Below are 13,796 nucleotides of genomic sequence, written 5' to 3' on the forward strand. Positions count from 1 at the left end.
CGACCGTAGGATGGGATCGAGACGAGGAGGAGCTGATGAGATTCATCGCCACGGGGGACTGGCAGCTGGGCATGACCGCGCACTACCTCAGCGAAGAAGCGCGACCGAGGTTCCACCGCGCCCGCCTCGACGCCGTTGCCCGCATCGGTGCGCTCGCCGCCGAGACCCGCGCGGAGTTCGTCCTCGTCTGTGGTGACGTGTTCGAAACCAACCAGCTCGACCGGGCGATCATCGCCCGCACCTTCGAAGTCCTCAACGCGTTCACCGTCCCGGTCGTGCTCCTGCCCGGCAACCACGACCCCTTGGACGCCGCATCGATCTACGATTCCCAGGCTTTCACCTCACGGGTGCCCTCTCATGTCCACGTCCTGCGCGACAGCGATCCCTTCGCCGTCGTCCCCGGAGTCGAGATCGTCGGTGCGCCCTGGTTCTCCAAACATCCCCAAGGCGATCTCATCGCCGCAGCGACGAACGACCTCGCCGAGGCGGTTGCCGGTGATATCCGCGTCATCGCCGGTCACGGAGCGGTGAGCGTCCTCGACCCGGACAGGGAATCACTGGCCACAATCGACACCGACCATCTGCAGACGCTGCTGCGTGAGGACCGAGCCCAGTTCGTCGCACTCGGTGATCGGCATGCGACCTTCGAAGTCGCGGACCGAATCTGGTACCCCGGAGCGCCGGAAGTGACCTCTCGGCGAGAGACCGACCCGGGCAATGTGCTCCTCGTCGATATCGACGCCGACACCCATCGGGCCGACGTCGAGAAGATCCACGTCGGCACATGGGCCTTCACCGTCATCGAAGCCGACCTCAACTCCGCCGACGATGTCACCGATTTCGAAGAGCGGATGAACGCCGTTCCCGACAAAGACCGCACAGCGGTGTGGCTGATCCTGCGCGGCACTCTGCCGACAGCGGCGAAAGCGCGTCTCGATGAACAGCTCGAACACTTCTCCGACCTGTTCGCCCTCGTCTCGCTCTGGGAGCGGCACATGGACCTGGCGGTCGTCGCCGCCGACGAGGACTTCGCCGACCTCGGACTGAGCGGATACCTGCAGGAGACCCTCGACGAGCTCTCTGCCCGAGCCGCAGCAGACGACGACTCAGCAGTCACGGCCCAAGACGCCCTCGGACTGCTCTTCCGATTCTCCAGGAGCGGTTCATGAGACTCCATTCCATCCGCCTCACCGACTATCGGGCCATCAGCGACGCCACCGTCGACTTCGGCGCCGGAGTGACGATCGTCGAAGGCCCGAATGAGATCGGGAAGTCCTCGATCCACCAGGCCATCACACAGCTGCGCGAGGACAAAGACAGCTCCCGCAAGGCCAGTGTCAAAGACACCCAGCCGGTCGGCTCCGACGTCGGTCCGCAGGTCGAACTGCACCTGAGCACCGGAGACTACGAAGTCCGGTACCGCAAACGCTGGATCAAACAGCCCTTCACCGAACTGAGCATTGTCAAGCCCGTCCCCGAGCAGCTCAGCGGCAGCGAAGCACACGAGCGGTTCTCGGCGATCCTCGACGAAACCGTCGACGTCGACCTGCTCGATGCCCTCGATGTCGCTCAGGGCCGCAGCCTCGATCAGGCTTCACTGGCCGAGATCAAGGCCTTGCACGGTGCTCTGGGCGAGGCTGGAGAGGAACCGGCTGACCACGATGCCTTCCTTGACAGAGTCGAAACCGAATACCTGAGGTTCTTCACAGCCAAAGGCAAAGAGACAGGTGAGCTGCGCAGACTCACCGAGGAACTCCCCGCCGCCGAAGAGCAGCATCGTGAGCTGGAGGCTCGCAGCACGGACATGGACGCGCTCGTCGACCGGCATGCTCGAGCGACGGACCGGCTGAAGAGTGTGCACACCCAACTGACATCGGCAGCGGCCGAGCGCGAAGAGGCCGAAGAGGCCGTGCAGGCCGTGGCCGGACTCAAGACCGAACTCGACCGTGCCCTCGAACGCGCAGGTGCCGCACAGCGAGAACGTCAGCGTGCCGAGGAGACACGCGACCGACGCCAGGCACTCATCACCGAAGTGACCACGGCTGAAAAGGCCGCCCAGACTGCCGACGACGCAGTCGAGAAAGTCACGGCCGCCCAGCAGGAGGAGGACTCGTCGCTCGCCGAGGCGCAGAAGAGCCTCGAAGCCAAGCAGACCGAACTCGTGAGCGCGCAGGAAGCGGCGAAGGCCGCATCCGTCGATCTCGCTCGAGCCCGCGCACGCAGAGAAGTCGACTCTCTCCGGAAGAGGCTGGCCGATATCCGCGAACAGGAACGCAGAGCCGCCGAAGCGAAAGCGACGATCGGGTCGATCGCCGTGACCGCGAAGGACGTCGAGGACCTCGGCGACCTGATCACCGAGCTGCGTATTGCGCGGAACGCGAAGACCGCCGCCGCAGCACAGATCGTCGCCCGTCGCCTCGGCGACACTGCGGTGAGCATCGACGGAACCGAAGTACCGAAGGATTCCGCTGAGGAATTCGCCGTCACCACCGACCTGCGGATCCGCGTCGACTCCGTCGTCGATATCACCGTGCGTCCGGGGCAGTCGCCGGCGGAACTCGACCGGGCACTCGAAACCGCTCAGACCCGGCTCGACGCCGAACTCTACCGCCTCGGCGTGGGCACGCTTGAACAGGCACGCGAACGCAGTGAGGTGCGCACCGACGCCGAGGCTGTGCTGGCAGAAGCCACATCGACGCTTCGTGTGCTCATCGGAGACGACGACCGAGACAGACTCGATGCGGCACTGTCCCGGGCCGAGCACGTGGCGAGGGACTCAGCAGGGCCGACTGAGTCCGAGTCCTCGATCGGCGACCTCGAAGCCCGAGTCGAGTCGACGGCGGCGGCCGTCGACGACGCGAGCGCGGCGGTCGAAACGGCAAGGACGGATCTCGAGCGCATTCGCGTCGACCGAGACGAGGCGCGTGTGGCCGCAGTGCGGGCGCAGTCGGCGCATGAGCAGGCGGCGACAACGCTGCACAACCTCAGCACCCGCCTGAGCACGGACAGGGAAGCGAACTCCGATGAGTCCCTCGACGAAGCGCTGACTGCAGCCGCGACGACACTGTCACAGTTGGAGGATGAGGTCGCTGCCGCACGTTCTCAGTATGAAGCCGCCGATCCCGAGACCCTGGAGATGCGACTGCAGAACGCTCTCCAGCTCGTCGAGAGCAAACAGAAGCAGCAGGAGAAGGACCGGCAAAAAGTCGACCAACTCTCGGCCCTCATCGACGATCGTGCGGCAGAAGGCATCTACGACAAGCTCAAAGCCGCAGAGCAGACCGTGGAGTCCATGCAGTCGAGGCTGGCACGCCTGCAACGGCAGGCGAATGCGATCAGGCTGCTGCGTGACACCGTGCTCACGCACAAGGAAGAGGCCCAGCGCAGATATGTCGCACCGTTCAAGGACGCGATCGAAAAGCTGGGACGGGTGATCTTCGGCCAGGGCCTGTCAGTGGAGATCTCCGAGAATCTCGAGATCGTCTCCCGCACACTCGACGGACGCACCGTTGCCTTCGATGCGCTCTCAGGCGGGACTAAGGAACAGCTGGCGCTCATCGGCCGTCTCGCCGTGGCCACCCTCGTCGACGAGGACTCCGGTGCCCCGGTCATCCTCGACGATGCCTTCGGCTTCTCCGACCAGAAGCGCCTGGCCGCACTCAACGTCATCCTCGGCAATGTCGGGCGCAGGGCCCAGGTCATCCTGCTCACCTGCCAGCCTGACCGCTTCGGCTCCATCGGCGGCGCCGAAACGGTCAGCCTGAGCTGAACCGCAGCCGACAAGGACCCATGCGCTAACCTGAGGTTATGAGCAACAGGACTTATGCCGATGAAGTCATCGTCGGATGCTCCGGCGGCGGTTACTACCGGACCCGCTGGATTCCGCTGGTCTCATTCAAATCGATCCGCTTCGGTGCGTACCGCTTTCAGCGCTGCCCGGTTCACGGCCGCTGGGAGCTGGCGGGCATCATCGAGGACGAAGACCAGACTCCGGAGATCATTCGTGAGGCTGATCAGTATCCAGCCTCCCGCATCCCCTGATCGACTCCTGCGGGTGTGAAGCAGCGCCCCTGGCGCTCCTGCCTCAGTCGGCGGACCCGGCCGCTCCGGCAGCTCCCGCTGCCGCTTTGGCTGCTTGGGCGGCTTCGACGGCATCGGCGCGGATCGTCCGCCGCAGGATCTTTCCGGAACTCGTCTTCGGCAGCTGATCGATGAACGTCACCCGGTGGGGAGCCTTATAGGAAGCGAGCTTCTCGCGGCAGAAGGTGATGATCTCCTCTGCAGTCGCCTCGGCGCCTGGCTGCAGAGTGACGAAGGCCGCCACATCCTCGCCGCGGTAGTCATCGGGGATGCCCACGACGGCCGCTTCCTGCACGGCAGGATGCGTGTAGAGCACATCTTCGACCTCACGCGGCCACACCTTGAAGCCGGACGCGTTGATCATGTCCTTCTTCCGGTCGACGATGAACAGCCACCCGTCCTCATTCATGAATCCGACGTCTCCGGTGTGCAGCTCGCCATTCGGGATCTGCTCGGCCGTGGCCTGAGGATTGTTGAGGTAGCTGGAGACCACCTGCGGCCCGGAGATCGCAACCTCTCCGACTTCGCCGGGGCCCACCGGCTGACCGTCATCATCGAGGATGCGGATCATGACGTCCGGCTGCGGCAGACCACAGGCGAGATTCCCGCTGTCCGGATCGACCGGGGCCTGGAAACCGTGCGGCACGGTGGCGACCTGAGCGCAGGTCTCCGAGAGGCCGTAGCCCTGACCGACATAGATCTTCGCGCGGTCCTCGAATCTGTTGACCAATCCCTCAGGCAGCGGGGCTCCACCGGACATGAGGGACTTGAAGGAAGCGAACTTCTCCGCACTGAAATCCGGATGCGCCATCATCGCCGTGTAGATCGTGGCGGGGCCGGCCATATAAGCCGGCTTCTCCCGATCGCACAGAGCGATGAGCGAACCGGGTTCGAAACGATAGTTGAGGATGAACCGGGCACCGCCGGCCACGGATGCAAGGAACTGGCAGATGAACCCGGTGATGTGGAAGAGCGGTGCCAAGGAGACGTAGCCGTCGCCGGGACCCAGGACCGGATTGCGCAGGCAGTAGCGCGAATTGCTCGAGATATTCGCATGACTGGCCGCCGCTCCCTTCGACCGTCCCGAGGTTCCGGACGTATACGCGATGAGACCGAGATCCGCGGGAGCAGGGGAGTGCGGGGTGAAGTCGGTGTCGAGGTTGTCGTTCACAGCGTCAGCGAACGCGAAACGCCCCTCGACCGCGGGCAGCTCGTCGGATTCCGGCATTGTGTCGAACATCGCGAAGATCGCATCGGGACCAGCAGTTTGGAAGCTCCGGTCATCACTGAGCACGACCAGGGGCAGGTTCGCAGCATAGTCCTTGACCCGGTCGAGATAAGCGGCCTGAGAGACGACGAGTCCCTTGAGTTCGGAATCGGCGAAGATGTGTTCGAGCTCCCCGCGGTACATGGGGTTGAGCGGAACGACCGTTGCCCCGGCCTTCCAGATCCCATAGGTGGAGATGACGAAAGCGGGGGTGTTCTGGTCGTAGATGCCGACGCGATCGCCGGGCTCGATGCCGCGGCCCGCCAGGAAGGCGGCGAACGCCGTGGACCAGCGATCGAACTCCGCCCAGGTCAGGGTGAATCCGTAGTAGTTGATGCCCTCCTCATCGCCACGGGCTTCGACCGTGTCGGCCAGATCGGCCAACGGCGTGGAATCCGGCAGCACATAGGGCTCCTGAGCAAGGTCGCCCATCGTGGTGATCCACGGGCGGTCCTCAAACCAACTGTTCGTCATCGAACATCCTTTCGCAGGCTGTACCGGACCCGTGCAGAATGCTGCGGGCCCGGTGGGGTCTCACTGTATCGCGGAGGAGACGACCTCAACCACGGTATTTCTTGATCTCGTTGCGGGCGATGGAGCGCTTGTGCACCTCATCCGGACCATCGGCCAGACGCAGAGTGCGCATATGTGCCCACATCCGGGCCAGCGGGAAGTCCTCGGTGACTCCGCCGCCGCCGTGGACCTGAACGGCCCGATCGATGACCTTCAGCGCCATCGTCGGCGCGACCACTTTGATCTCGGCGATCTCGTTCTTCGCCACCTTGTTGCCGTACCTGTCCATCATGTCCGCGGCATGCAGAGTCAGCAGCCGGGCCTGATCGATCTCGATCCGGGATTCGGCGATCCAGTCCTGGATGTTCGCCCGGTTCGACAGCTTCTCACCGAAGGTCACACGTGATTCGGCGCGCCTGACCATGAGTTCGAGTGCCCGCTCGGCGGCTCCGATGGCGCGCATGCAGTGGTGGATGCGGCCAGGGCCCAGGCGTGCCTGGCTGATGGCAAAGCCTTCACCCTCACCCTTGAGGATGTCCTTGAACGGCACCAGCACGTTCTCGAAGACGATCTCAGCATGTCCCTCCCGATCGGCGTAGCCGTACACGGGCAGATTGCGCACGACGGTGACACCTGGGGCGTCGATGGGCACGACGAGCATCGACTGCTGCCGGTGCACCTCGGCGGTGGGATCGGTCTTGCCCATGACGATGAGCACCCGGCAGTTCGGATGCATCGCGTTCGAGGCGAACCACTTGCGGCCGTTGAGGACGAAGCCGTCGTCGGAGCGAACCATGCTCATCTGAACGTTCGTCGCATCGGAGCTGGCCACAGCCGGTTCGGTCATCGCGAAGGCCGAGGCGATCTCACCCTCGAGGAGGGGTTTGAGGTACTTCTCCTTGTGCTCATCGGTGCCGAAGACCGTGAAGACCTCCATATTGCCGGTATCCGGAGCATTGCAGTTGATCGCTTCGGGCGCGATCTCCAGGCTGCGTCCGGTGATCTCGGCCAGCGGAGCGTATTCGAGGTTCGTCAGGCCCGGTCCCCATTCCGGGTGCGGGTGGAAGAGGTTCCACAGACCTCGCGTCTTCGCTTCGGCCTTGAGGTCTTCGAGGATCTGCGGCTGCGTATGGGGGCTGGTCGCCGCAGCCATCTGCTCGGCGTAGACCGCCTCGGCGGGGTAGACGAATTCGTCCATGAAAGCGTTGAGGCGCTCCTGATATTCGCGTCCGCGTTCGCTGATTTCCAACACGTGGGCTCCTTGTCTCTCGGTGGGTCTCACACTGCTGTGAGCTCTGGTCTCATCCGGTGGTCAGGCTCGGTGTCACTGTTCGCTGAGTCGGGCTTGGTAGCGGGACATTCCACGCAGCCAGCGGTCGTAGTCACTGCCTTTCATCCGATACATCTCGAGGACTTCGGGGTGCGGCAGGATGAGGAACTGTTCGTCCTCGACGGCGTCGAGGACGATGGCGGCCACCTCGGTGGGTTCCAGGACGGTCCCGGCCGACGTCACGGCCCTCTGCGCGGCACCTCCGTCGGTGCCGGCGTCATCGAGCAACGCCCATCGGACAGATCACCGAGGCGCGGATTCCATCGTCGCGGTAGGTCATGGCCAACCATTCGGCAAACCCGACCGAAGCGTGCTTGGTCACCGAGTATGCTGCCGATCCGATCTGCGTGAGCAGCCCCGCCGCCGAGGCGGTGGCGACGAAGTATCCGGAACCGGCTTCCTGCCAGCGGGGGACGAGCGCCTGAGCGGCGCGGATATGAGCACGTATATTGACGTCGATGATCGCGTCCCAGGCCGCGTCGGTTTCCCCCAGCATCGCCGGGCCGATGATCCCGGCATTGGCGAAGTACAGATCGATCCCGCCGAGGCGGTCGTCGGCGAAGTCGATGAGTGCGCCGATTCCGTTCACCGAGGCCACGTCCCCGGTCCAAGCGGAAGCGGAGGCACCGAGCGCGGCGGCGGTGTCGCTGACCGCCGGGGAGATATCGGCGAGTACGACTGACGCGCCGCGGTCGATGAGTTCGGCGGCCAATGCGGCACCGATTCCTCCGGCGGAACCGGTGACCACCGCACGCTTGCCGTTCAGCGTCGAAGTCATGATCTCTCCAGCAGGTCGAGCGCCTGACGGGCGAGATCCTCGACACCGGCTCCGGCCTCTTCGGGGTCGATATCGAGGTCGCCCATCTTCCCGGTCGCCAGGCGCGTGTAGACGCCTTCGCGGATGCAGGCGAGCTTCCACATCGCAAACGCCGAATAATAGCCGACATCGTGGACTTCGTGCCCGCTGGCTTCCTGGTAGCGGTCGATGAGTTCGTCTGCGGTGGGGAAGCCGTCGTCGGTCCGGGGCACCCAGATGCTGGTGTATTCCTCGGGCACCGTGAGCATGGCGACGAAGTAGCCGAGGTCGGTGAGCACCTCGCCGATGGCTGTCAGCTCCCAGTCGACGACGGCGTTGACCGCCCCGGAAGGGGCGAAGATCATATTGTTCGGTTTGAAATCCCCGTGCGCGATTCCCACAGCTGAGCCCGCCGGGTCGGGCATGGCCTCGCGGAGGACGTCGTGGACCTCATGGATGATCGGGGTCTCGCGCATCGCGATCTTCTCGACCTGACCGATCCAGCGGCGCAGCTGTCGGTCGATGAGTCCGCCGGGCCTGCGCAGATCGGACAATCCGACGGCATCGATATCGACGGAATGGATGGCCGCCAGCGCGTCGACCATGCCGAAGGCGCAGTCACGGCGGTTCTCGGCAGGGATGGATTCCCACTCTGCGGGGGTGTTGACGGGGAATCCGGGACAGTGGTCCATGAACACGAAGGGGACGTCGAGGATCTCGGGGTCATCGACGATGTCGAGGACGGTCGGCACCGGAACACTGCTGTCGTTGAGTGCTGCCATGATCCGTCCCTCGCGGGCGACATTGTGCGCACTGCCGCCCTCGTGGCCCAACGGCGGGCGTCGCAGGACCCACCGCGGACTGCCGTCGACGACGATGGTGAACGTGAGATTCGATCGACCGACCGACAGCACGTCGACGTCGAAATTGCTGATCCCGAATTTCCGCTCGATCCATCTGCCGATGCTGTCCGCATCGAATCCTGCCGGTGATTGCGTCATCCTTGACCTTCCCGAGTGAACAATCGTTCAGTAGAGTTCACAGTATTCATCTCAAGCGAGGGAGTCAAGCTGTGAAAGTGATCACAGTCACAGCCTCTCGGTGTGATAGAGGTGAGATGACCGCCGACACCGGAGCTTAAGCGTTCCGTGTGGACCAAAACGTTAGCGAGGAACCCATGAAAGCCATTCGCGTTACCGCTCTGACCGGCCCCGATGATGTGGAGCACCTTGATGTGGAGCGCCCGGTTCCGGGATCGGGGCAGGTGCTCATCAAGGTCGCCTATGCCGGAGTGACGTTCCCCGAAGTGCTGCAGACCCGCGGGATGTACCAGGTCAAGCACGATCTGCCGTTCACCCTCGGGTCCGAGGCCTCTGGAATCGTCGCCGAGGCCGGGCCGGACTCCCGCTATTCCGTCGGGGACCGTGTCGCTGCGATCACCGGGAAGGGAACCTTCGCCGAATACCTCATCGCCGGTGACGAGGCCACCGTGAAGGTCCCGGACTCGATCCCTCTGGCTGCCGCCGCGGGTATGCCGATGAACGTGCTCACCGCTGACTTCGCACTGCGTGTGCGCGCGCATGCGCAACCGGGCCAGAGCCTCCTCGTCCACGGTGCCGCTGGCGGACTCGGCTCGGCCGCCGTGCAGCTGGGCCTGGCCATGGGCCTCGAGGTCGTCGCCGTCGTCTCGACCGAGGCGAAGGCCGAAGCGGTGCGGGAACTCGGTGCGACGCACGTCGTCTTCGCCGACGGTTTCAAAGACGCGACGAAGGAGATCTGTCCGGGCGGCGTCGACTTCGTCTTCGACCCCGTCGGGGGTGATCGCTTCACCGATTCGACGCGAGTGCTCGCTCCGTTCGGGCGTCTCCTCGTTCTCGGTTTCACCGCCGGTGAGATCCCTTCGATCAAGGTCAACCGGCTGCTGCTGAAGAACATCTCCGTCGACGGCGTCGCCTGGGGTGCGGCGGCATGGGGCCACCCGCGCTATATCCACGAGCAGTGGGAGGCTGTCCTCGACCACGTCGCCGCAGGCAGCCTCAATCCGCGCATCCACGCGAACTATCCTCTGGCCGAGGCCTCCTCGGCGATCAACGAACTCGATGGGCGCTCCGTGATGGGCAAGGTCGTCCTCGAGGTCGCGGGAGAGTAGCCTCCGACGCCTCTAGTACCTGCGGTGGCGCTTGGCGATGTCGCGTCCGATGAGCTCCTTCATCACTTCGTTCGCTCCGCCGAAGATCGCTTGGATGCGGTTGTCCTTGAAGACGCGGGCGATGGGGAACTCGAGCATGTAGCCGTATCCCCCGAAGAGCTGCAGGCAGCGATTGACGACCTCGATCTCGAGATCCGACCCCAGATATTTCGCCTTGGCGGCATCGACGGCGGTGAGTTCGCCGTCGTTGAGCGCCAGTGCACACCGGTCGACGAACGCCTCGAGCGCATCGACGCGGGTTTCGAGCTCGGCGAGTTCGAAGCGGGTGTTCTGGAAATCGCCGATGGTCTGCCCGAAGGCGGGACGGTCGAAGACGTATTCGGCCGTCCACTCCAGCGCCGCCCGCGCTGATGCCAGAGTCCCCGATCCGATGAGGAGGCGCTCGGTGGGGAGATTGACCATGAGGTGGATGAAGCCCTGGTCGAGTTCGCCGAGGAGGGCATCGGCGGGGACCCGGACGTCAGAGAACGAGAGTTCGGCTGTGTCTTGGGCGTCCATGCCGAGCTTTCTGAGTTTGCGGCCCTTCTCGAAGCCGGGTGTGTCGGCGTCGACGATGAACAGCGAGGTGCCCTGAGCCGCCTTGGCGTCTGGGTTCGTACGGGCGACGACGATGACGAAATCGCAGTGGATGCCGTTGGTGATGAAGGTCTTCGCTCCGTTGATGACCCAATCGTCGCCGTCGCGGACGGCCTTCGTTGTGATGCCCTGCAGGTCCGAACCGGCATCCGGCTCTGTCATGGCGATCGCCCCGATCATGTCGCCGGAGGTCAGCCCCGTCAGGTACTTCTCCTTCTGGGCCTGTGTGCCCAGCTCCATGAGATAGCCGGGGACGATTCCGTCGGAGACGCCCCAGCCGCTTGTGGCCGCGCCGACGCCGCGGCGGGCGATCTCCTCGGCCCGCACCATCTCGAAACGGAAGTCCGAGACTCCTCCGCCGCCGAATTCCTCGGGAATGGCCAGGCCGATGATTCCCGACTGCGCCGCCTTTCGCCACATCTCCCGATCGACTAAGTGGTCGTCCTCCCACTGCTCGAGGTGGGGGACGACTTCGCGGTCGAGGAAGGCTGCGACAGAGCCTCGGAATGCCTCGTGGTCGTCGTTGTAAAGGTTCCTCTTCACGGGATGGGTCCTCTTCTGGAGTAGCGATTGGCCGAGTGCCGGGCCCCGTTTACGGGGTGGGAGACCGTGGTGACTGTGTGGCCCTTGTCACTGATCGTGCGTTCAGTCTGACACTCTCCTGAAAAACAGTCAATGCAGACCGGAAGTGTGGGATAGTCGAAAAACAGTCACTGTCGACGGCTGATGGAATCGGCCTGAACGGCTGCTCTCGGATTCGAGCGCTGCGAGGAGGAAGCATTGGACGTTCGCAATCAAGCCGATCGCACTGCGCATTCTCGCGAGCTCATCCTCGACGCCACGATCGAGTGCTTGCTCAGCGAGGGCTACGCGGCGACGACGACGGTGCGGGTGCAGGCGATGGCGGGCGTGACCCGTGGACGTCTGCTCCATCATTTCCCCTCCAAACAGGACCTTCTCACGGCGGCGGTGGCCCGCCTCGGCGAGCAGAGGCTCAACCGTCGGCTGGAAGGCGAGGACGACGAATTCGATCGCATGCTCGGCGCGGAGCGACCGGCCGAGGCTGATGTCGGTGCGCGCAGCGATTGGGCGATCCTCACGCTGTGGACCGGACTCATGCACAGCAGCTTCTTCTCGGCGCTCGAACTGTGGACGGCTTCGCGCACCGATAACGATCTCGCCGCCAGCGTGCGCAGCCACGAGAAGGCCGTCCTCGATCGGGTGCGAGAGAACGCTCGTGAGCTGTTCGGCACGGAACTCACCCGCCGCCCCGGCTTCGACGAGTTCTTCACCATGATCTTCGCCAGCATGCGCGGAATGGCTGTGACCTACACGTTCTCCCGACGTGACCCGCACCGGGAGCCGATGCTCGCCACCTGGCAGCGGACAGCACGAACTCTGCTGTCGGGAGCGGCACCCGACTGACCCCGGCGGCAGAGAAGACTGACGACTCTGCAGGACGAATGTCCATCCTGCAGAGTCGTCGCCTGATTCCGGCACCGGCCCCAGATCAGTTGCCTAGGGGTGGTTCGACCGCCTCGGCGCAGAGCGGATCATTTCGTGTCGCCGACGAGCTCGGCTTCGTCGAGGACGACGTCCGCGCCGGCCTCGGGAAGACCGCAGCCACGCAGCGAGGCGCCATTCGTCTCCTTCATGAAGATCGTGGCGACGAAGCCGATCGCACATGCCGCCATGACGAGATAGGCGGGAATGATGGTGTTGCCCGTCGCTCCGATGAGGCCATCGCTGATCGACGGAGCGGTACCGCCGAACAGAGCGGTCGAGACGTTGTACGCGATCGCGAAGCCGGCAAAGCGCACTGGTCCGGGGAACATCGCCGGGAACGTCGCTGAGATCGTCGAGATCTGCGGAATGTAGAGGATGCCGAGGACGGCCAGTCCGATGAGCGCCCACACGAAGCCGTTGGCCATGAGCATGAACATCGGAATCGCCGCGACGAAGAGGCTGATGAGTGAGAAGTACCAGACCGGTTTGCGTCCGACCTTGTCCGAGAGCATGCCGCCGAACGGGATGAGGATCATCATAAACGCCTGCGCGAGGAACATCACGGTCAGCGAGGCGTTCGGGCTCATGCCGACCGGATTCTGCAGATAGGTGGGCATATAGGACAGCAGCGTGTAATTGACGACGTTGACCGCGACGACCATACCGCCGAGGACGAGCAGCTGCTTCTTGTAGTTCGCGAACAGAGTCGCGAAGACTTCCTTGACCGACTTGTCCTGATCGGTGCTGTCGAGCTCCTCGTAGACGGGGGACTCGTCGAGCTGAGAGCGCAGGTAGAGACCGACGACGCCGAGGACACCGGCGAAGACGAACGGGATCCTCCACGCCCAGTCCGTCATCGTCTGCTCTCCGAGGCCGAGCTGCAGGAGCAGGACGAACAGCGAGCCGGCGGCCATTCCGGCCAGAGTGCCGAATTCGAGGAAGCTGCCGAAGAATCCGCGTCGGCTGTCGGGGGCGTATTCGGCCATGAATGTGGCGGCACCGCCGTACTCACCGCCGGAGGAGAAGCCTTGGATAACCCGGAGCAGGACGAGGACGATGGGGGCGGCGACGCCGATCGTGGCGTAGGACGGCAGCAGGGCGATGCAGAAAGTCGAACCGGCCATGAGGAGAATCGTCAGCGCCAATACGCGCTTGCGGCCGAGGCGGTCGCCCATCGGGCCCCAGACGATTCCGCCGAGGGGGCGGAAGACGAAGGACACGGCGAAGGTCAGCAGCGCCATCAGCTGTGCATGCTCGCCGGGGAAGAAATGCTGGGCGAGGTAGGTGACCGAGACGGCGTAGAGGCCGTAGTCGAACCACTCGGTCGCATTGCCCAGCGCCGAGGCGGCGACTGCCTTGCGGACCGTCTTGAGATCGGGCTCGGTGGGGGACGTGCTGGGGATGCTCATGAATTCCTCCATTCATGCGGACCACTGTCGAAATGATCCTTCTTTCGAACCGAAGCAACATTACGAGCACGTGTTCAGCTTCTCAATCGAGAATCTGTGTCAAATCAGCG

The 13,796-nt window shown here is 64.2% G+C and carries 12 protein-coding genes; 5 read left to right on the plus strand and 7 right to left on the minus strand.

From position 1 onward, the window contains the following. The first annotated feature begins 35 nt into the window (after positions 1-35). From FHG09_RS11270 to FHG09_RS11280, 3 genes are read left to right on the plus strand one after another with little or no spacing between them, the layout of a single operon-like run. Positions 36-1,169 carry a metallophosphoesterase family protein gene (locus FHG09_RS11270; protein WP_152347766.1) on the plus strand — a complete coding sequence of 378 codons (1,134 nt, stop codon included), beginning with the start codon at positions 36-38 and terminating at the stop codon, positions 1,167-1,169. Then, positions 1,166-3,769 carry an AAA family ATPase gene (locus FHG09_RS11275; protein WP_152347767.1) on the plus strand — a complete coding sequence of 868 codons (2,604 nt, stop codon included), beginning with the start codon at positions 1,166-1,168 and terminating at the stop codon, positions 3,767-3,769. Before FHG09_RS11270 ends, FHG09_RS11275 begins: the two co-directional genes overlap by 4 nt. Positions 3,770-3,807: 38 nt before the next feature. Then, on the plus strand, positions 3,808-4,041 hold the full coding sequence (locus tag FHG09_RS11280) for a hypothetical protein (RefSeq protein WP_152347768.1): 234 nt from the start codon (positions 3,808-3,810) through the stop codon (positions 4,039-4,041). Positions 4,042-4,084: 43 nt separating this feature from the next. On the opposite strand, the gene FHG09_RS11285 is transcribed toward FHG09_RS11280, so the two are convergent. From FHG09_RS11285 to FHG09_RS11300, 5 genes are all read right to left on the minus strand, one after another. Continuing rightward, positions 4,085-5,821, minus strand: a complete 1,737-nt coding sequence (locus FHG09_RS11285) for a class I adenylate-forming enzyme family protein (protein WP_152347769.1) — start codon at positions 5,819-5,821, stop codon at positions 4,085-4,087. Positions 5,822-5,906: 85 nt separating this feature from the next. Further along, positions 5,907-7,112, minus strand: a complete 1,206-nt coding sequence (locus FHG09_RS11290) for an acyl-CoA dehydrogenase family protein (RefSeq protein ID WP_152347770.1) — start codon at positions 7,110-7,112, stop codon at positions 5,907-5,909. A 72-nt stretch (positions 7,113-7,184) separates the two neighbouring features. Beyond that, on the minus strand, positions 7,185-7,418 hold the full coding sequence (locus FHG09_RS20030) for a hypothetical protein (RefSeq protein WP_227492714.1): 234 nt from the start codon (positions 7,416-7,418) through the stop codon (positions 7,185-7,187). After that, positions 7,408-7,968, minus strand: a complete 561-nt coding sequence (locus tag FHG09_RS11295) for an SDR family oxidoreductase (protein WP_227492715.1) — start codon at positions 7,966-7,968, stop codon at positions 7,408-7,410. The genes FHG09_RS20030 and FHG09_RS11295 overlap by 11 nt, the downstream gene beginning before the upstream one ends. Then, the gene (locus tag FHG09_RS11300; RefSeq protein ID WP_152347771.1) at positions 7,965-8,987 is read right to left on the minus strand and encodes a phosphotransferase family protein; all 1,023 of its coding nucleotides are present in this window, start codon (positions 8,985-8,987) and stop codon (positions 7,965-7,967) included. The genes FHG09_RS11295 and FHG09_RS11300 overlap by 4 nt, the downstream gene beginning before the upstream one ends. A 176-nt stretch (positions 8,988-9,163) precedes the next feature. Between FHG09_RS11300 and FHG09_RS11305 the strand changes: the two genes are divergently transcribed. Then, positions 9,164-10,135 (plus strand): NADPH:quinone oxidoreductase family protein, encoded by a 972-nt coding sequence (locus FHG09_RS11305; RefSeq protein ID WP_152347772.1) that lies wholly within the window; start codon positions 9,164-9,166, stop codon positions 10,133-10,135. Positions 10,136-10,147: 12 nt separating this feature from the next. Here the strand turns inward: FHG09_RS11305 and FHG09_RS11310 are convergent, their stop codons facing one another. Beyond that, on the minus strand, positions 10,148-11,314 hold the full coding sequence (locus tag FHG09_RS11310) for an acyl-CoA dehydrogenase family protein (RefSeq protein ID WP_152347773.1): 1,167 nt from the start codon (positions 11,312-11,314) through the stop codon (positions 10,148-10,150). Between the two features lie 237 nt (positions 11,315-11,551). On the opposite strand from FHG09_RS11310, the gene FHG09_RS11315 reads away from it, so the two are divergent. After that, positions 11,552-12,196, plus strand: coding sequence for a TetR/AcrR family transcriptional regulator (locus FHG09_RS11315; protein WP_152347774.1), 645 nt, complete (start codon positions 11,552-11,554; stop codon positions 12,194-12,196). Positions 12,197-12,324: 128 nt separating this feature from the next. Here the strand turns inward: FHG09_RS11315 and FHG09_RS11320 are convergent, their stop codons facing one another. Continuing rightward, entirely contained in the window at positions 12,325-13,686 is a 1,362-nt protein-coding gene (locus FHG09_RS11320) for an MFS transporter (protein ID WP_152347775.1), read from the minus strand. Positions 13,687-13,796 lie beyond the last annotated feature (110 nt).

Source organism: Brevibacterium sp. CFH 10365 (assembly GCF_009299785.1).
Taxonomy (GTDB): Bacteria; Actinomycetota; Actinomycetes; order Actinomycetales; family Brevibacteriaceae; genus Brevibacterium; species Brevibacterium limosum.

What these genes read in the sequence shown, in the direction of transcription:
- FHG09_RS11270 (WP_152347766.1), top strand. Translation starts at nt 36, where the DNA reads ATGAGATTCATCGCCACGGGGGACTGGCAGCTGGGCATGACCGCGCAC.
- FHG09_RS11285 (WP_152347769.1), bottom strand. Translation starts at nt 5,821, where the DNA reads ATGACGAACAGTTGGTTTGAGGACCGCCCGTGGATCACCACGATGGGC.
- FHG09_RS11300 (WP_152347771.1), bottom strand. Translation starts at nt 8,987, where the DNA reads ATGACGCAATCACCGGCAGGATTCGATGCGGACAGCATCGGCAGATGG.
- FHG09_RS11275 (WP_152347767.1), top strand. Translation starts at nt 1,166, where the DNA reads ATGAGACTCCATTCCATCCGCCTCACCGACTATCGGGCCATCAGCGAC.
- FHG09_RS11280 (WP_152347768.1), top strand. Translation starts at nt 3,808, where the DNA reads ATGAGCAACAGGACTTATGCCGATGAAGTCATCGTCGGATGCTCCGGC.
- FHG09_RS11305 (WP_152347772.1), top strand. Translation starts at nt 9,164, where the DNA reads ATGAAAGCCATTCGCGTTACCGCTCTGACCGGCCCCGATGATGTGGAG.
- FHG09_RS11295 (WP_227492715.1), bottom strand. Translation starts at nt 7,968, where the DNA reads ATGACTTCGACGCTGAACGGCAAGCGTGCGGTGGTCACCGGTTCCGCC.
- FHG09_RS11320 (WP_152347775.1), bottom strand. Translation starts at nt 13,686, where the DNA reads ATGAGCATCCCCAGCACGTCCCCCACCGAGCCCGATCTCAAGACGGTC.